The organism is Corynebacterium sp. 335C (genome assembly GCF_053525695.1).
This window is the reverse complement of the sequence record NZ_JASTTB010000002.1, coordinates 247,079-264,377: the sequence shown is the minus strand read 5'-3', so window position 1 is coordinate 264,377 and position 17,299 is coordinate 247,079. Positions and strand designations below refer to the sequence as shown.

Below are 17,299 nucleotides of genomic sequence, written 5' to 3'. Positions count from 1 at the left end.
ACGCCGCCTTAACGCGCGCTGAGCACGCCGCGGGTCCGGCGCCGCGTGACGACGGGGCGCCGCGCGGGTCGCCGCCGGCGCTCCCCCGCGGGTCGCGCATCATGCGTGACGACGGGTCGCGCCTCATGCGCGGCGACGGGGCCCGCGCACGGCGGCGGCCCCCGCCGCACGCCGCCCGGGACTTCCCGGGGTCGGGTGCGGCGGGGGCCGCGGGGTCGCGCGCCGGCGGGGTCTCCGTCGTCACGCGAGACGACGTCAGGACGTCGCGGTGCCCTTCTTCGCGGACTCCCCGTCCGCGTCATCGCCGGACGAGTCGCCGTCGAACTCGCCCTCGACGCGGACGTCGCCGCCGAAGACCAGCGTGCCGTCCTCGTCGTAGCGGTAGTCGATGGGCGGCAGCTCGTTGCCCTCCTCGTCGTAGCCCGGGGCCGTGCGGGCCTCGTGCTTCTCCAGGGACTCCGCGTCGTGGGTCTTGCCCCAGCGGCGCGTGCGCGGGCGGCGGACGGCCTGGTGGTCGTCGCTCATGCCCTTGACCAGGGAGTACATCATGACGAAGTGCATGAAGAAGAACGGGACGCCGATGATGACGACGACCTCCTGGAGCGCCAGGATGCCGTCCTCGCCCGTGATGACCAGCATCGCCGCGGCGACCGCGCCGATCATGATGCCCCACAGGACGCGGTAGGCGGTCGGCGACTGGTTCTCCTCGCCCGTCGACATCATGTCGGTCACCATGGCGGCCGAGTCGATGGACGTGACGAAGAAGATGACGATGGTCAGCAGCGCGATGACGCTGACGATGAAGGTCAGCGGCATCTGCTCCAGCAGGATGAACAGGGCCGGCGACGGGTCGCCGCCCTCGACGACCGGCTTCGTCAGGATGCCCGGCTGCTGCTTCTCCAGCTCGAAGCCGGCGCGGCCGAAGACGGAGAACCAGATGACGACGAAGATGGTCGGCATGCCGATGACGCCGGCGATGAACTCGCGGACCGTGCGGCCGCGGGAGATGCGCGCGACGAACATGCCGACGAACGGCGACCAGCAGATGGTCCACGCCCAGTAGAACACCGTCCACGCGCCCTGCGACCACTCCGGGTTCAGGTCATGGGAGTCGGTCCAGAACATGATGCGCGGCAGCATGTCGCCGTAGACGCCGAAGGAGTCGACGACCTGGCGCAGCAGCGTCAGGGTCGGGCCCATCAGGAGCACGAACACCATCAGCGCCACGGCGATCCAGATGTTGATGTTCGACAGCAGCTTGATGCCCTTGTCCAGGCCGCGGGCCACCGAGATGGAGGCGATGACGATGATGATCGCGATGAGGATCAGCTGCACCATCGAGTTCTCGGCCAGGCCGAGGACGCGGTGGGCGCCGGCGTTGATCTGCATCGCGCCCATGCCGACGGACACGGCGATGCCGAACACGGTGCCGATGATGGCCAGCGCGTCGATGAGCTTGCCCGGCCAGCCGTAGATGCGGCTGCCCAGCAGCGGCGCGAAGATGGACGACACGCGCGGCGGCAGGTGGCGCTTGTAGATGAAGTAGCCGAGCGCCAGGCCCGGCAGCGCCATGATCACCCACATGTGGATGCCCAGGTGGTACAGGGTGAAGCCCATGGCGTCGTGCTGGGACTCCACCGACATCGGCTCGGTGCCGAACGGCGTGTTGAACGCGTGATTCATCGGCTCCGCGACGCCCCAGAACATGAGCATCGAGCCGGTGCCGCCGGCGAACAGCATGCCGAACCACTCGGCGAGCGAGTACTCCGGGTTCTCGTCGTCCTCGCCGAGCTTCAGCCGCCCGTAGCGGGAGACGAAGACGCCGACGAGGAACAGCAGGGCCGCCGACACGCCGCCGATGAAGAGCCAGCCGAGGTTCTCGGTGACCCAGCCGGAGGCGGTGGAGTACCACTCGCGGGCCGTGTCGCCGAGGAGGATGGTCATGGCGACGAAGCCGACGATGAAGGCGATGGACACGCCGAAGATCAGCGGGTCGGTCTTGAGCCGCGACCCCTCGTAGGTGGTCGCGGACGTGGTCGATTGCGATGAATCTGACATGGATCGGGTTCTTCCCGGTCGATTGACTATGGTCCGGCTAAAAGAATATTCAAGGACGGCTGAGACCTCAGCGAAAGGGTGCCGGTTGTCCCCCGTCATGCGAGGACCCCGGCGCCGGCGGGGTGCCGGCGCCGGGGTCCCGTGCACCCGGTGCGGGGCCGCGGGGCGCGGCCCGGGGAGGCCCCGGTGCGGCCCGGGTGCGGGGCCGCGGGGCGCGGTTGCCGGGGCGCGGCCCGGGCGACGCCCTACGTGGACGGGTGCAGCTCGCCGAGGGCGTTGAACAGGGCGATGTTCAGGCGGAACGCGGCGCGCGCCTCCTCGACCAGGTGGTCGAGGTTCTCCTGGAGCTCCGGCAGGGAGTCCAGGGTGTTGCGGTAGTCGTCGCGGTACGGCTTGACCTTCGGGATGTCCTCGAAGCGGTAGGTGTCCACGCCGCCCTCGCCCAGCTCGTAGTGGGTCTTCATCATGCGGCCGATGACCTGGCCGCCGGCCAGGTCGCCGAGGTAGCGCACGTAGTGGTGGGCGGCGAAGGCGACGCCGTCGCGGGCGTCGGCGATGGCGTCGAGGCGGTCGACGTACTCGCGGGTCGCCGGCAGCGGCTCGATCTCCTCGCGCCAGACGTGGTCGCCGCGCAGGTAGGTCAGGTCCGCGGCGATGGCGCCGACGCGCAGGAGCCGCTCGTCGACGAGGGCGCCGCCGACCGGGGTTCCGGAGACGGTCTCGCCGCACTCCTCGAGGGCGCGGTAGACGAAGATCAGCTGGCCCAGCAGGTCGTAGTAGGCCTCGCGGGTCAGCTTGCCCTGCAGCAGGTCCGACATGTAGGTCGAGTTCTCGGCCTCGTCGTGGACGTCCATCGTGGCCTCGCGCAGCGCGACGGAGGGCTTCGTGTCGGTCATGGTGTCATCTCCAATCTGGTGTCGGACTCGGGTCCGGGGATATGGGGGTGTCATGGGCGGGCACGCGGCCCCGTGCGGGGTCGACGCCCTGCGCCGCGGCGGGGTCGGAGCGGCGCGCGGTGCACGGTGCGGAGGCCGCCGCACCGTGCGCGGCGGCGGCCGGAGGGGCCGGTCCGCCGCGTCGCCGCCGCGGCCGGTGCCGCGGCGGGCGGACGCCCGCCCGCGCGGTCATCGCGGGGAGTCCCCGGGTGCGGGCCGGCGGGGCGTGACGACGATCCGGCCGGCGGAGTCGCGGAGGATCTCGACCGGCTGGCCGTAGACCTCGCCGATGACGTCCTCCGTCAGCGCCTCGTCGGGGCGGCCGATGGCGCGGATGCCGCCGCCGGCGAGGACGACGACGCGGTCGGCCCAGGCGGCCGCAGCGGACAGGTCGTGGAGCACGACGACGACGGTGCCGCCGGCGTCGGCGTGGGCCCGGGCGGCGGCGAGGATGCGCTCGGTATGGCGCAGGTCCATCGCGGCGGTCGGCTCGTCGAGGAGCAGCACCGGGGTGGACTGCACCAGGACGCGGGCCATGTGGACGCGGGCCTGCTCGCCGCCGGAGAGCGCGTGGATGGGCCGGTCCAGGAGGTGGGCGACGTCGCACGTGGCGACGGCGGCCTCGACGGCCCCCGGGTCGGCGCCGCCCCAGGGGGCGCCGCCCATGTTGATGACCTCGGAGGCGCGGAACGCGAAATCGACGGTGAGGCGCTGGGTCAGCACCGCGCGGACGCGGGCGAGCTCGCGCAGGCCGTGGTCGCCGACGGGGCGGCCGCCGATGAGGACGCGCCCCTCGCTGGGATCCAGGTCGCCGGAGATGGCGCCGAGGAGCGTGGACTTGCCGGCGCCGTTGGGGCCGACCAGGGCGACGAACTCGCCGGGCCGGGCCTCCATGTCCACGCCGGAGAGGATGGTGCGGGGGCCGCGGTCGAGCCGCAGGCCCTCGACGGAGATGCCGGTGCCGGTCACGCCATGGCCCCCTTCCTGCCGCGGAGCAGCATCCAGAAGAACAGCGGGCCGCCGACGAGGGACGTCAGCATGCCCAGCGGGAGATCCGCGCCCGAGATGAGGGTGCGGGCCGCGAGGTCGGCGGCGGTGGTGGTCAGCGCGCCGCCGACCAGGGAGGCCGGGATGAGGGCGCGGTGGCCGGGGCCGAGGATGAGGCGGATGGCGTGCGGCACGACCAGTCCGACGAACGCGACGATGCCGGAGAAGGCGACGCCGACGGCGACGAGCAGCGCGGCCGCGGTGATGATGATGCGGCGCAGGCGGACGACGTCGACGCCGAGGTGCCGGGCCGGGCGCTCGCCGAGCGACAGCAGGTCGAGGGTGCGCGACATCGACCACAGCAGGACGCCGACGCCGAGGGTGACGGCGGCGACGAGGCCGACGGCGGTCCAGTCCGCGCCGGCGAAGCTGCCCATCTGCCAGAAGACGATCTGGTCGCGGGCCGACGGGTCGGCGATGAAGGTCAGCAGGGACACGAGGCCGCCGCAGACCGCGTTGACGGCGACGCCGACGAGGATGAGCATCGCGGGGCCCATCGAGCCGCCCGCGGTGGTGCGGGCGACGATCGCGACGACGGCGGTGGCGGCGATGCCGCCGGCGAAGGCGCCGGCGGCGGTGAACCAGTGGCCGCCGATGGTGCCGGAGAAGACGACCGCGCCGGCGGCGCCGACGGCGGCGCCGGAGCTGACGCCGATGATGGACGGCTCGGCCAGGGGGTTGCCGAAGATGGCCTGCAGGGCGACGCCGGCGACGGCGAGGCCCGCGCCGACGAGGGCGGCGAGCAGGATTCGGGGGAAGCGGACGTACCAGAGCGTCGCGTCGACGTGCGCGGCGGCGGGGTCCGGCTCCACCAGGCCCATGGAGCGGCCCATGGCGGCGAAGACGTCGGAGGCGCCGACGCCCAGCTGGCCCGCGAGGGCGGACCAGAGGGACAGGCCGAGCAGCGCCGCGATGACCGCGACGAAGAACGCGGTGTGCCGGGCCATCAGCCGGCGTCGCCGAACAGCGCGTCGGCCATCGCGTCGATGACGCGGCCCGTCTGCGGGCCGAAGGACAGCAGCTGCGAGTCGGGGACGTCGATGACGCTCCGGGCCGCGCCGGCCGGGGTCTGCGCGAAGCCCGGGAGCTCCATCATCCCGTCGATGCCGCCGATGGACTCCAGGCCGCCGGTCATGACGATGACGGTGTCGGGGGCCGCGGCGACGAGCGCCTCCGGGGTCAGCGGCGTGAAGCCGTCGCCCGCGCCGGAGTCGGCGGCGGCGTCGACGCCGCCGAGGGCGGTGATGAGCTCGCCGGCGCCGGTGCCCTCGCCGGCGATCATGGCGGTGGTGGTGCCGCGCAGGTACAGCATCATCATGCGGCGGCCGTCGGACTTCGCCTGCGCCCGCTCGGACGCTTCCGCGATGTCGGTCTCGACGGCCTCGCGGACGCCGGCGGCCTCGTGGCCCAGGCCGGTCGCCGCGGCGATCTCGTCGACCAGCTCGCCGACGGTGTCGATGGTGCGGTCGTCGGAGACGTAGACGACGGGGATGCCCGCGGCGCGGAAGCCGTCCATGGCCTTCGACGGGCCGACGGTGCTGTCCGTGAGGATGAGGTCCGGCTGGAGGGACATCACGGTCTCCGGGTTGACGGCGTGGCCGCCGGGGGCGAGCTCCGGCAGGTGCTCCACGCCCGGGAAGTCGGAGGCGATGTCGCGGCCGACGAGGCGGTCGCCGAGGCCCAGGGACCACACCATGCGCGACAGGGCGCCGGCGCGATCGAGGGCGACGATGCGGTCGACGGACTCCACCGTCTGGGTCTCGCCGTCGGCGCCGGTCACGGTGACGGGCAGCTGCGGCTGCGGGTTCTCCACCAGCACCTCCGGGTTCTCCGACGGCAGGTCGGCGGAGACGTGGCCCGACGCGCCCTCCACCGTGGCCGTCGGGGCGGCCGTGCGGTCCGGCGGGGTGCATCCGGCCAGCGCCCCGGCGAGGACGATGACCAGGAGGAGGGCGGCGACGACGCCGCCCCGTCGGAGGAAGGTGATGGGCATTTTCCGTTCCGTTCAGTATTAGCTGTGGATCGGCTAAAAGGTAGCATGATGAACATGCGTACTCATTACCTTCCCCGCACCTTCGCCGGCGTGCTCGCCCTTGCCGCCGCGGGCTCCCTGGCCGCCTGCTCGGGCGGCGGGGACGAGGCCTCCGGCGCCGTCACGGAGACGAGCCCCGACGGCATCGAGATGACCGTCGATCGCACCGCCGACCTGGCCGAGGGCGACACGGTCCAGGTCGACATCTCCGGCCTGGACACCTCCTCCGGCTACTACCTGGCGCTGTGCGGCGTGACGAACCCGGAGGGCCAGCCCTTCCCGGACTGCACCGGCGACCGCTCCGGCGAGACCCAGAAGTGGTTCCGCAACCCGGAGGGCACGGAGCAGATGAACGACGAAGGCACGATCTCCACGACGCTGACCATCACGCCGAAGGGCGAGGCCATCGACTGCCGCGAGTCCGAGTGCGCCGTGAAGCTCTTCGGCGACCACCGCGAGGCCTTTTACGACATCGTCCAGGTGCCCGTCACGCTGAAGTAGCGCACGCCGCGCGGGGCGACGCCGCAACGCAGCGCAGCGCACCGCACCGCAGAGCGTGACGACGGCTCCCCGCGCCGCTCCCCTCCCCCGTCCGGCCGCCGCCCCTCCCGCGGGCGGCGGCCGGACGGCATCATGGGCCCATGACCGGACCCCTCATCCTCCCCTTCGGCGGCGCCCGCCCGCGCATCCACCCGTCGGCCTGGATCGCGCCCGGCGCGGTCATCATCGGCGACGTGGAGATCGGCCCCGACTCCAGCGTCTTCTACGGCTGCGTGCTGCGCGGCGACGTCAACGCCATCCGCATCGGGGCGCGCACGAACATCCAGGACAACTCCGTCGTCCACGTCGACGGCGACGCGCCGACGACGCTGGGCGACGACGTCACCGTCGGCCACATGGCGCTCGTCCACGGCACCACCGTCGGCGACGCGACGCTGGTGGGCATGAAGTCGGCGCTGCTGTCGCACTCCGTCATCGGCTCCGGGAGCCTCGTCGCCGCCGGCGCCGTCGTGCTGGAGGGACGCGAGATCCCGCCGCTCAGCCTCGCCGCCGGCGTGCCCGCGCAGGTGCGGAAGGAGCTCGACGAGTCGGCGCGGGAGGGCTTCATCGCCCACGCCGGGCGCTACGTCGCGACGTCGCGCGGCCACCGCGGCCTCGCCCCGCTGGATCTCGCCGACGTGCTCGACGAGGCGGCCGGGTCCTAGACCACCGGGCGCGTGCCCAGCGCCCACTCCCCCAGCACCGCGAAGGGGCCGAACGGCAGCAGCCGCAGCACCGCCCACGCGGCGAACAGCAGGATCAGCGCCCGCCACGCCCACGGCCACCGGGTCCACGACGGCACCCGCCGCCCCACCGCGGCGCCGGCCCACGCCACCCACGCCCACACGGCGAGGACGGCGGCGAGCACGGCGAAGGCGTTGAACTTCAGCGCCGCCGGCAGGTCCAGCCGGGTCAGCGCCCAGATGGCGCGGGACGTGCCGCACACCGGGCACGGGATCCCGAACAGCACGGCGGTCGGGCAGCGCGGGATGACGCCGCCCGGCTCCACCGGGTCGGCCGCGGCCACCACCGCGCAGCCGCACACCGCGGCCGCCGCCGTGACCGCCGGACCGGCGAGGCCCGGCCTCCCGGCCCGGCCGCCCGCCGCGCCGGCGGGGGCGTGGCCGGGGCGGGGCGCGTCGTCACGCGAATCCCGCGGAACCCGCGCATCGCGCGGGGTTCCGCGCGACCCGCCTCCCGCGCACTCCCCGCACATGCGTCAGCGGCGGATCTCGGCGCCGGCGGCCTCCATCTCCGCCAGCGCCGCCTCGCCGCGCGCCGAGTCGACGGCCGCGCACTGGTCGGCGAGCACCCGGACGGTGAAGCCCTCCTTCAGCGCGTCCAGCACCGTCGCGCGGACGCAGTGGTCGGTGGCGACGCCGACGACGTCGAGGTGCTCCACGTCGGACGCCCGCAGCGCCTCCGCCAGCGGCACCCCCGCCTCGGTGCGGCCCTCGAAGCCGGAGTAGGCGGCCTCGTACTCGCCCTTCGTCACGTCGATGCGCACCGCGTGCGGGTTCACCTGCGCGAACCAGTCCAGCGCCGTCACCATGTCCGGGTGCAGCTCCGCGCCCGGCTCCCCCGCGGCGCAGTGCCGCGGCCACGAGTCGACGAAGTCCGGCTCCTCCGACCAGTGCGCCCCCGGGTCGATGTGGTGGTCCCGCGTCACCGCCAGCACGGAGTAGCGGCCGACGCTGCCGGAGACGTGCAGGTAGGTGCGGCGGTAGGCGGCGATGGCGCCGTCGACGGCCAGGGAGCCGCCCTCGGAGAAGTCGTTCTGCGCGTCGACGACCACCAGGGCCATGACGGGGCGCTTCTGCCGCTCCTCCTCCGGCACCGCCTCCTCCTGCAGCATCCGGTACTCCTCGGCGAAGGAGGGGCGGCGGGACGTCTGCGGGAACTGCTGCTCGGGGGACATGCGGGTATTGTGCCACGCCGCGCGCTGCGGGGGCTCCGGCGCGTTCGGTAGATTCCCGGTCATGGACATCCCAGCATCCCGCACCACGACCACCGGGGCCCGGCGATGAGCGGCGGGCTCGTCGCCCTGCTCGACGACGTCGCCCTCATCGCCCGCAGCGCCGCCGCCTCCATCGACGACGTCGGCGCCGCCGCCGGCAAGGTCGGCATGAAGGCCGCCGGCGTCGTCGTCGACGACGCGGCCGTCACCCCGCGCTACGTCGCCGGCGTGAAGCCCGCCCGCGAGCTGCCGATCATCTGGCGCATCACCAAGGGCTCGCTGGTGAACAAGCTGGCGATCATCCTGCCCATCGCGCTGCTGCTCAGCGCGTTCGCGCCGTGGGCTCTGACGCCGATTCTCATGGTCGGCGGCACGTACCTCTGCTACGAGGGCGCGGAGAAGATCTGGGCGAAGGTCTCCGGCCACGGCGGCCACTCGGAGCCGGTGGCGAAGACCGGCCCGGGCGCGGAGGACAAGCTGGTGAAGTCCGCCATCACCACCGACTTCATCCTGTCGGCGGAGATCATGGTCATCTCCCTCAACGAGCTGACGGGCGAGTCCGTGTGGCGCCAGGCGATCGTCCTCATCGTCGTCGCCATCGCCATCACCCTCCTGGTGTACGGCGCGGTGGCGCTGCTGGTGAAGATGGACGACGTGGGCCTGCACCTCGGCGAGTCCGAGTCCGGCGCGCTGCAGGCCCTCGGCCGCGGCCTGGTCGCGGCGATGCCGAAGATCCTGACGCTCATCAGCGTCATCGGCGTCTTCGCGATGCTGTGGGTCGGCGGCCACATCCTGCTGGCCGGCGTCGACGAGCTGGGCTGGCACGCCCCCTACGGCTTCGTCCACCACCTGGCGGAGTCCGTGCCGGGCGGCTTCCTGTCGTGGCTGGTCGACACGGCGTGCTCGATGGTCGTGGGCATCGTCTGGGGCGCCATCATCGTGGCCGTGACGTTCATCCCGCCGCTGAAGGGCCTCATCCACGGGGGCGACGAGAAGCACTAGGGTCCCCGCCCTCCCCTGCGCCCCGCCGCGGTCCGCCGCCGGCGGGGCGTAGCCGATCGCGGGGGCGGTCGCGGTGCCGGGTGCGGCTCGCGCGGGGGCGGTCGCGGGGCGCGCGGGATGCGGGGTCGCGTCCGGGGCCCGGGTCCGCGCGCGGGTGCGCGCGTCGCGTGACGACGTCCCCCGCCCCGGCGCTAGTCCGCGTAGTGCTCGCCGTCGACGTACATCCAGCGGCGGGCGCGGACGGTGAACCGGGAGCGCTCGTGCAGCACCCCGGGCGCCCCGTCCTCGACGTAGCGCGCCCGGAACTCGACGACGCCGTCGCGGTCCCCGTCGGCGCCGTCGACGACGTCGACGATCTCCAGGCCGGTCCACTCCGTGGACTCGTCGAGGGTGATGAGCTCCGGGCGGGTGCGCGGGTGCCACGTCCGCCACAGGAAGTCCGCCTGCCCGGCGGCGAAGGCGGAGTAGCGGGCGCGCATGAGCGCCTCGGCGGTGGCGGGCCGGGCCTCGCCGACGTGGTGGGGCCGGCAGCAGCGGCCGTAGGCGAGGCCGGAGCCGCAGGGGCACGGCGCGTCCGGGGCGACGGACGGGGCGGCGGCGCCTCCGGCGAGGGCCGCCGCGCGGGCGGCGGATGCTGCGGTGACGGCGGCCGGCGGGAACGACCACGGCTTGCCGGACATGCGGATTCTCCTCCCCCTTCGTCGGGCGCCGGAGGGGCCGGCGCCGCCCCCGGATTGTGGCCCATCGACCGCCCCGCGGCACGCCGCCGCCCGCCCCGGGGGTAGGGTGGGCGGCGTGTTCGCGGCGGTCACCTGCATGTTCATCGGCATCGCGGCGGTGTTCGCCGCCCTGATGTGGTTCATCGTGCGCCGCCGCAGGGCGCTGCGGAACTACACGGTCTCCGCCCGCGTGACCGGCGCCGTCGGCAGGCCCGAGGACGACATGCGGGCGATGGTGCTGACGTTCCCCGACCGCGACGGCCGGATGCGCACGTGGACGGACACGATGTACACGTCGTTCGCGCTGGGCATGGTCGGCGAGCGCGTCGAGGTGGAGGTCACCCCGGACGGCGCCGTCCGCATCCCCCGCCAGTCCGATCCGACGCTGCTGCTCAACGTGCTGCTGGGCGTGTCGGGGATCGCGTTCTTCCTGGTGGGGATCTTCCTGTTCACCGAGCTGATGTTCGGCCAGATGTAGCGGGGCGAGGCCGCCGCGGGGGCGATCCCCCGCGGCGGCCCCACGTGCCGTCCGGCCCGCGCCCTACCGGCCGGTGGAGCGGGGCTTGCCCTCGGCGAAGCCCGCGGCGGACTGCACGCCGACGACGGCGCGCTCCCGGAACTCCCCGATGGACGCCGCGCCCGCGTAGGTGAACGACGACCGGACGCCAGAGACGATGCGGTCCAGCAGATGCTCGACGCCGCCGTCGGCCGGGTCCAGCAGCACGCGGCCGGTGGAGATGCCCTCCTCGAACATCTCGCGGCGGGCGCGCTCGAAGGCCTCGACGCCGGCGTTGCGCGATTCGACGGCGCGGTGCGACGCCATGCCGAACGACTCCTTGTACGCCCGGCCCTCGGCGTCGTAGTGCAGGTCGCCGGGGGACTCGTAGGTGCCGGCGAACCAGGAGCCGATCATGACGTTCGACGCGCCGGCGGCCAGCGCGAGGGCGACGTCGCGCGGATGGCGGACGCCGCCGTCGGCCCACACGTGGGCGCCGAGCGACCGGGCCTCCTCCGCGCACTCCAGCACGGCGGAGAACTGCGGGCGGCCGACGCCGGTCTGCATGCGCGTGGTGCACATCGCGCCGGGGCCCACGCCGACCTTGATGATGTCGGCGCCGGCCTCCACCAGGTCGCGGACGCCCTCGCGGGTGACGATGTTGCCCGCCACCACCGGCACGCCCGGGTCCATCGCGCGGACGCGGCCGAGCACCTCGATCATCCGGTCCTGGTGGCCGTGGGCCGTGTCGACGACCAGCACGTCGGCGCCGGCGTCGAGCAGCGTGCGGGCGCGGCCCTCCACGTCGCCGTTAATGCCGATGGCGGCGCCGACGCGCAGGCGGCCGTCGTCGTCGACCGCCGGGCGGTAGACGGTGGCGCGCAGGGCGGCGGCGCGGGTGAGGATGCCGGCGAGGCGGCCGTCGCCGTCGACGACGGGGGCGAGCTTGCGGCCCGCCTCCGCCAGGCGGCCGAAGGCCTCCTCCGGCTCGACGTCATCCGGGAGCGTCACCAGCGACGTCGACATCAGGGTGCCGACCTGCGCGAAGTTGTCGGCCCCCGCCAGGTCGCGGGCGGTGACCAGGCCGATGGGCCGGTCGCCGTCGACGACGATCGCGGCGCCGTGGGCGCGCTTGGGCAGCAGGTGGCGGGCGTAGCCGGCGGTGTGGTGGGGCTTGACGGTGATGGGCGTCTCGAACACCAGGTGGCAGTCCTTGACGTCGCGGATGGTGCCGGCGGCGATGTCCGCGGGCACGTCCTGCGGCAGCACCGCCAGGCCGCCGCGGCGGGCGATCGTCTCCGCCATGCGGCGGCCGGCGACGGCGGTCATGTTCGCCACCGTCACGGGGATGGTGGTGCCGGAGCCGTCCGGGGTGGACAGGTCGACGCCCATGCGGGAGCCGACGGAGGAGCGGGACGGGACCATGAAGACGTCCTCGTAGGTGAGGTCGTGGTCCGGGACGCGGTCGTCGAGGAAGCGCATGCCCCACAGGGTAGGCCACGGCCCGGCGTCGGAGAACGGCATGCGCCGCGTCGCCCGCGGCCTGCGGCGGCCGGCGCCGCTGCGCCGACCCTGACTTTTGTCATGCCGAAGACGTCATCGGCGGCACTGCCGCGGCGGCCGCCCGCGACGGACAATGGGGTCATGAACACGGAAGCAGCACCCGCCCCGGCCGCGGACCCGGGCGCGGCGGCCCCGGACGCCGCGCCGCCCGGCGCCCCGGCCGCCGCCATCGCCGTCCGCGGCGCCGTCAAGCGCTTCGGCGACGTCGTCGCCGTCGACCGCGTCGACCTGGCGATCGCCCCCGGCGAGGTCGTCGCGCTGCTGGGCCACAACGGCGCCGGCAAGACGACCCTGCTGGACATGGTCCTGGGCTTCACGAACCCGGACGAGGGGTCGGTGTCCGTCCTCGGCGGCTCCCCCGCCGCGGCGGCCCGCTCCGGCCGCGTCGGGGCGATGCTGCAGAGCGGCGCCCTGCTGGACGACCTGACGGTCGGCCGCACCCTGACGACGGTCGCCGGGCTGCACCGCGACCACCTGCCGGTCGACGAGGTGCTGCGCCGCACGGGCCTCGCCGACGTCGCCCGCCGGCGAGTCGGCAAGTGCTCCGGCGGCCAGCGCCAGCGCCTGCGCTTCGCGCTCGCGCTGCTGACGGACCCGGACCTGCTGCTGCTCGACGAGCCGACGGCCGGCATGGACGCCGCCGCGCGCCGCGAGTTCTGGGAGTACATGAAGGCCGAGGCCCGGCGCGGCCGCACCGTCGTCTTCGCCACCCACTACCTGCAGGAGGCCGACGAGTTCGCCGACCGCCTCGTGCTCATGCGGCGCGGGCGCGTCACCGTCGACGGCGCGGTCGCGGAGCTGGTCTCCGCCGAGGAGCGCACGCTGACCGGCCGCTGGCTGGCCGGGGCCGCGCCGGCCGACGCCGCGGCGGCCGCGGGCGTCGCCGTGGCGGACGTCGCAACGCATGACGACGGCCGCGTCGCGCTGACCTGCCGCGACACCGACGCGCTGGCGCTGGCGCTGCTCCGCGACGGGGCGATCGCCGACGTGGAGATCACCCGCCGCTCCGTGGAGGACCTGTTCTTCGAATACGCCGTCGACGACGGCGGCGAGCCGGGCGCCGCCCGGGACGACCGGAAGGGGAACCGACGATGACCACCGCACACGCCCCCGCGCCCGGCCGGCGGGAGGTCGCCCACGGCCCCGTCGGCGCGCGCCCGGCGCCCACTCCCCCGGCCGTCGCCGGCCGCTTCCTGCTGGCGGACCTGCGCCGAACCGCGATGATGTGGGAGAACATCGCCTTCGTCATGCTGCTGCCGGCGGTGATGTACCTGATGTTCGGCACGCAGGGCGAGGCCGCGTCGATGATCGCCGGCTACGGCAACGTCGCCGCCTACGTGATGATCTCCATGGCGGTGTACGGCTCCGCGATGGCGACGACGTCCGTGGCGGGCACCACCGCCTACGAGCACTCCTCCGGCTGGGGCCGGCAGCTCGCGCTGACGGCCCTGTCGACGCCCGCGTACTTCCTGGTGAAGTCCGCGGTCGCCGTCATCGTGGCGCTGCTGCCCATCGCCCTGCTGTTCGCCGTCGGCGCGGCCACCGGCGCGGAGCTGGACTCGGCCGGCCGCTGGGCGGCGGCGTTCGGGCTGACGCTGCTGGTGGCGCTGCCGTTCTCCCTGTACGGCCTGGCGGCGACGCTGCTGCTGCGCACCGAGGCCGCCTCGGGCATCGCCTCCGGCCTGCTGGTGGTGCTGGCGTTCTTCGGCAACCTGTTCATGCCGCTGTCGGGCACGATGCTGGACATCGCCCGGTGGACCCCGATGTACGGCGCCGCGACGCTGGCGCGCTGGCCCATCGCCGAGGGCGGGTCCGTCGCCTCGGGCGGGGAACTGTTCCAGGAGGAGCTCTGGGTCGCCGTCGTCAACATCGCCGTCTGGACCGTCGTGTTCGCCGCGCTGTGCCTGCTGGGCTCGCGGCGCAGGACGCGCCGATGAGCGCGGGGGCGCGCGGGGAGGCCGAGGCCTCCCCCGGCGAGGGCCGCTTCCTGCTGTGGTTCGCGGCGATGTGGCTGCTGTTCCTCGCCTACCCGGTCACGGGGATCCTCGTGCGCGATGCCGGCGCGTGGGCGACCGGGCTGGCCCTGGCGGCGACGGCGGCGTTCGCGGTGTTCTACGTCGCCGCCGTCGCGGTCACGCCCGCGTGGACGCTGCGGCATCCGGTCGCGGCGTCGGCGGCGACGTCCGCGGTGATGCTCGCCCTGGCCGCCGCGACCATCCCGGCGCTCGGCGCCAACGCCCCGGAGCTCGCCGCCTACCTGCCGTTCATCGCCGCGATGTGGGTGTTCCCGCATCCGCTGCGCACCGGCGTCGCCGCCGTCGCGGTCATCGTCGCGGCGACGGCGGCCTGGTACTGGGCGGTGCCCGGCCCCGCCTCGCCGTGGTACCTGGCGCCGGTGGCGTCGGTGGGCGTGATGCTGCTGGGCATCCGGGTGATGGAGGAGCATTCGGAGCGGGAGCGCGACCTCGTCGCCGAGCTCGCCGTGACCGCGGAGCGCGAGGAGCTCGCCCGCGTCGTCCACGACGCGCTGGGGCATTCACTGACGGCCATCACGGTGCAGGCGCAGCTGGCCCGAAGGCTGGTGGACCGGGATCCGGCCGCGGCGGCGGAGCAGCTGGACGGGGTGCTGGCGACGGCGCGGACGGCGCTGGACGACGTCCGCTCGACCGTCACGATGCTCCACGCCCCCACGCTGGCCGATCAGCTGCGCACGTCGCGGACGATGCTGGAGCGCGTCGGCGTCGCCGTCGACTGCCCCGCCGCCCCGCCGGAGGGGCTCGACCAGGCGACGTCGCGGCTGTTCGCGGCGTGCCTGCGGGAGGCGACGACGAACGTCGTGCGCCACGCGGGCGCCTCCGCGTGCATCATCGAGCTGGACGCGCACCGCCTCGGCGTGCGCGACGACGGCCGCGGCGTTCCCGACGCCCCCGCCGCCGGCCACGGCCTGCGCGGCCTGCTGGAGCGGGCCCGCCGCGCCGGAGCCCGGCTGGAGGTCCGGCCGGCCGATCCCGGGGCGGCGCGCCCCGGCACGATCCTGGAGGTGATCGCGTGACGACGTCCCCCGCGTCCCCCGTGGGCGCTTCCGACGACGTCGGCGCCCCCGGCGGCCCCGGCGGCGACCGTCCCATCCGCGTCCTCGTCGCCGACGACCAGCAGCTGGTGCGCGCGGGCCTGGCGGCCCTGCTCGATCTGGAGCCGGACCTCGAGGTCGTCGCGCAGATGGGCGACGGAGCCGGGGCGGTGGACGTCGCAAAGCGCAATCACGTGGACGTGGCGCTGATGGACATCGAGATGCCGCACGACGGCATCACCGCGACCGCGGAGCTGACGCGCGCGGGCGCGTGCCGGGTGCTCATCGTGACGACGTTCGGCCGCGCCGGCTACCTGCGCCGCGCGATGGACGCCGGCGCCCGCGGGTTCATGGTGAAGGACGCGCCGGCCGAGCAGCTGGCCGACGCCATCCGGACCATCCACGCCGGCGGCACCGCCGTCGACCCGCAGCTGGCCGCCGTGGCGCTGTCGGCGGGCGAGAATCCGCTGACGGAGCGGGAGCGCGACGTGCTGCGGGCCTCCCTCGACGGCGGGTCCGTCCGGGCGATCGCCTCGTCGCTGCACCTGGCGCAGGGCACGGTGCGCAACTACCTGTCGTCCGCGATCGCGAAGACCGGGGCCGCCAACCGCGTCGCGGCCGCGCACGTCGCGCGCGACCGCGGGTGGCTGTAGGCCCCGGTCCGGGAGCCGCCGGCGCCGCGCGGGTCACGTGCGCGGCGGGCGGGCGGTGTCCGGCGCGGCGGACGGCGGCGGCCGCCCGCCGGGCGGGTCACTCGTCGTGCTGGACGACCTCGAAGCCGAGCAGCTCGACGGCCATGCCGCGGGCCTTGTCCTCCTCGTGCCCGCCGCCGGTGCGGGCCTCCTTCCACGCCTCGTAGGAGGCGCGGTCGGACCAGCGGGTGACGACGAAGTAGCGGTCCTCGCCGAAGACCGGGCGCAGCAGCTCGAAGGACTCGAAGCCCTGGGCGTCGTCGACGACGCGCTTGCGGTCGGCGAAGCGGCGCTCGATCTCCTCCTCCGCGCCGGCGGGGAAGGTCAAGGCGGTGATGTTGACGAAGGACATGGCGGGTCTCCTCTTCCGACGGGAACGTGTTACGAGGCAATCCTAACCCGGAACATCTTTAAGGCGCATGTGTGATGCTCATTAAGTAACGGCCGGAAACCGTCCGGCTGGCCAAGAAGGAGGCCATCACCATGCCCACCACCCCGCACACCGAGTCCTCCATGCACGACGGACTGCTGCCGAAGCTGCCCGTCAGCGAGGGGGCGACGACCTCCCGCGTCGTCGTGAACAACAGGATCCTGCGCCAGGTCCCGTTCAGCTTCGACGCGGGCCAGGTGCCCACGGAGCACGCCGCCCCGCGCGCCGTCATCGTCCAGATGATCTCCGGCGCACTCGACTTCACCGTCGGCGGCGAGACCCGCCGCCTCGTCGGCGGCGACGTCGCCTACCTCGCCCCCCGGCGACCGCCACGCCGTGGAGGCCGTCGAGCCGACGTACATGGCGCTCACGCTCGTCGACCTCGACGCCACCAAGGTCGGCGCGGACTAGCCGCGGGCCCCGGCGACGGAGCCGGAACGGTCGCCGTCGTCACGCACGAACCGGATGACGCGCGCACCCGCGCGCGGCGCTACATCGCCGGGCGCGGCCCCGGCGGCGGCCCCATGCGGAACGCGGCGTCGACGAACGCGTCGACCTTCTCCGGCTCCTCGCCGCGGAGGAACACCGACAGCATGCGCAGGAGCCCCCACGTGACGGCGTCGCGCTCCCCCGACGTCTCCAGCAGGCGCATCCCGCCCGCGCAGTCGCCGGCCTGGGCGTGCCGGAACAGGCTGATGGCCTCGATCCAGGCGCCGTCGTCGCGGAGCTCCTCCATCGCGTCCTCCCGTCGCCCGCCT

19 protein-coding genes are annotated in these 17,299 nt (G+C 74.3%); 8 read left to right on the top strand and 11 right to left on the bottom strand.

What is annotated here, in order from left to right; all coding sequences use genetic code 11:
* Positions 1–255: 255 nt before the first annotated feature.
* The 5 genes from QQS41_RS08205 to QQS41_RS08185 all read right to left on the bottom strand — a co-directional run bounded on the left by QQS41_RS08205 (position 256) and on the right by QQS41_RS08185 (position 6,033).
* Complete coding sequence (locus tag QQS41_RS08205; protein ID WP_448852221.1) at positions 256–2,058, bottom strand: BCCT family transporter; 1,803 nt, start codon at positions 2,056–2,058, stop codon at positions 256–258.
* Positions 2,059–2,303: 245 nt separating this feature from the next.
* Positions 2,304–2,954 (bottom strand): biliverdin-producing heme oxygenase, encoded by a 651-nt coding sequence (locus QQS41_RS08200; RefSeq protein ID WP_448852220.1) that lies wholly within the window; start codon positions 2,952–2,954, stop codon positions 2,304–2,306.
* Between the two features lie 228 nt (positions 2,955–3,182).
* Positions 3,183–3,962: a heme ABC transporter ATP-binding protein gene (locus QQS41_RS08195; RefSeq protein WP_448852219.1), complete on the bottom strand. Its 780-nt coding sequence runs from the start codon at positions 3,960–3,962 to the stop codon at positions 3,183–3,185.
* Entirely contained in the window at positions 3,959–4,987 is a 1,029-nt protein-coding gene (locus tag QQS41_RS08190; protein WP_448852218.1) for a FecCD family ABC transporter permease, read from the bottom strand. The genes QQS41_RS08195 and QQS41_RS08190 overlap by 4 nt, the downstream gene beginning before the upstream one ends.
* Positions 4,987–6,033 (bottom strand): heme/hemin ABC transporter substrate-binding protein, encoded by a 1,047-nt coding sequence (locus QQS41_RS08185; RefSeq protein WP_448852217.1) that lies wholly within the window; start codon positions 6,031–6,033, stop codon positions 4,987–4,989. Before QQS41_RS08185 ends, QQS41_RS08190 begins: the two co-directional genes overlap by 1 nt.
* Before the next feature lie 54 nt (positions 6,034–6,087).
* Between QQS41_RS08185 and QQS41_RS08180 the strand changes: the two genes are divergently transcribed.
* On the top strand, positions 6,088–6,573 hold the full coding sequence (locus QQS41_RS08180; RefSeq protein ID WP_448852216.1) for a neocarzinostatin apoprotein domain-containing protein: 486 nt from the start codon (positions 6,088–6,090) through the stop codon (positions 6,571–6,573).
* A gap of 140 nt (positions 6,574–6,713) precedes the next feature.
* A complete protein-coding gene (locus QQS41_RS08175; protein WP_448852215.1) occupies positions 6,714–7,277 on the top strand; it encodes a gamma carbonic anhydrase family protein in 564 nt (187 codons plus the stop codon).
* Here the strand turns inward: QQS41_RS08175 and QQS41_RS08170 are convergent.
* Positions 7,274–7,639, bottom strand: a complete 366-nt coding sequence (locus tag QQS41_RS08170) for a DUF2752 domain-containing protein (RefSeq protein WP_448852214.1) — start codon at positions 7,637–7,639, stop codon at positions 7,274–7,276. The two genes, QQS41_RS08175 and QQS41_RS08170, sit on opposite strands and share 4 nt — an antisense overlap.
* A gap of 192 nt (positions 7,640–7,831) precedes the next feature.
* Positions 7,832–8,467 (bottom strand): isochorismatase family protein, encoded by a 636-nt coding sequence (locus tag QQS41_RS08165; protein WP_448852546.1) that lies wholly within the window; start codon positions 8,465–8,467, stop codon positions 7,832–7,834.
* 168 nt (positions 8,468–8,635) lie between these two features.
* Between QQS41_RS08165 and QQS41_RS08160 the strand changes: the two genes are divergently transcribed.
* Complete coding sequence (locus QQS41_RS08160; RefSeq protein ID WP_448852213.1) at positions 8,636–9,571, top strand: DUF808 domain-containing protein; 936 nt, start codon at positions 8,636–8,638, stop codon at positions 9,569–9,571.
* Between the two features lie 191 nt (positions 9,572–9,762).
* On the opposite strand, the gene QQS41_RS08155 is transcribed toward QQS41_RS08160, so the two are convergent.
* Positions 9,763–10,251, bottom strand: coding sequence for a YchJ family protein (locus tag QQS41_RS08155; protein WP_448852212.1), 489 nt, complete (start codon positions 10,249–10,251; stop codon positions 9,763–9,765).
* A gap of 115 nt (positions 10,252–10,366) precedes the next feature.
* Here QQS41_RS08155 and QQS41_RS08150 point away from each other — a divergent pair, with 115 nt between their 5' ends.
* The gene (locus tag QQS41_RS08150) at positions 10,367–10,768 is read left to right on the top strand and encodes a DUF3592 domain-containing protein (RefSeq protein ID WP_448852211.1); all 402 of its coding nucleotides are present in this window, start codon (positions 10,367–10,369) and stop codon (positions 10,766–10,768) included.
* A 63-nt stretch (positions 10,769–10,831) separates the two neighbouring features.
* On the opposite strand, the gene QQS41_RS08145 is transcribed toward QQS41_RS08150, so the two are convergent.
* A complete protein-coding gene (locus QQS41_RS08145) occupies positions 10,832–12,268 on the bottom strand; it encodes a GuaB1 family IMP dehydrogenase-related protein (RefSeq protein WP_448852210.1) in 1,437 nt (478 codons plus the stop codon).
* Between the two features lie 162 nt (positions 12,269–12,430).
* Here QQS41_RS08145 and QQS41_RS08140 point away from each other — a divergent pair, with 162 nt between their 5' ends.
* From QQS41_RS08140 to QQS41_RS08125, 4 genes are all read left to right on the top strand, one after another.
* A complete protein-coding gene (locus tag QQS41_RS08140) occupies positions 12,431–13,444 on the top strand; it encodes an ABC transporter ATP-binding protein (protein ID WP_448852209.1) in 1,014 nt (337 codons plus the stop codon).
* A complete protein-coding gene (locus QQS41_RS08135) occupies positions 13,441–14,286 on the top strand; it encodes an ABC transporter permease (RefSeq protein ID WP_448852208.1) in 846 nt (281 codons plus the stop codon). Before QQS41_RS08140 ends, QQS41_RS08135 begins: the two co-directional genes overlap by 4 nt.
* Positions 14,283–15,401 (top strand): sensor histidine kinase, encoded by a 1,119-nt coding sequence (locus tag QQS41_RS08130; RefSeq protein ID WP_448852207.1) that lies wholly within the window; start codon positions 14,283–14,285, stop codon positions 15,399–15,401. Before QQS41_RS08135 ends, QQS41_RS08130 begins: the two co-directional genes overlap by 4 nt.
* A gap of 74 nt (positions 15,402–15,475) precedes the next feature.
* Entirely contained in the window at positions 15,476–16,072 is a 597-nt protein-coding gene (locus tag QQS41_RS08125) for a response regulator transcription factor (RefSeq protein ID WP_448852545.1), read from the top strand.
* Positions 16,073–16,169: 97 nt separating this feature from the next.
* On the opposite strand, the gene QQS41_RS08120 is transcribed toward QQS41_RS08125, so the two are convergent.
* Together QQS41_RS08120 and QQS41_RS08115 are read right to left on the bottom strand one after the other, a co-directional pair.
* Complete coding sequence (locus tag QQS41_RS08120; protein WP_448852206.1) at positions 16,170–16,463, bottom strand: antibiotic biosynthesis monooxygenase family protein; 294 nt, start codon at positions 16,461–16,463, stop codon at positions 16,170–16,172.
* A 568-nt stretch (positions 16,464–17,031) separates the two neighbouring features.
* Positions 17,032–17,277, bottom strand: coding sequence for a hypothetical protein (locus QQS41_RS08115; RefSeq protein WP_448852205.1), 246 nt, complete (start codon positions 17,275–17,277; stop codon positions 17,032–17,034).
* Between the last annotated feature and the right edge of the window lie 22 nt (positions 17,278–17,299).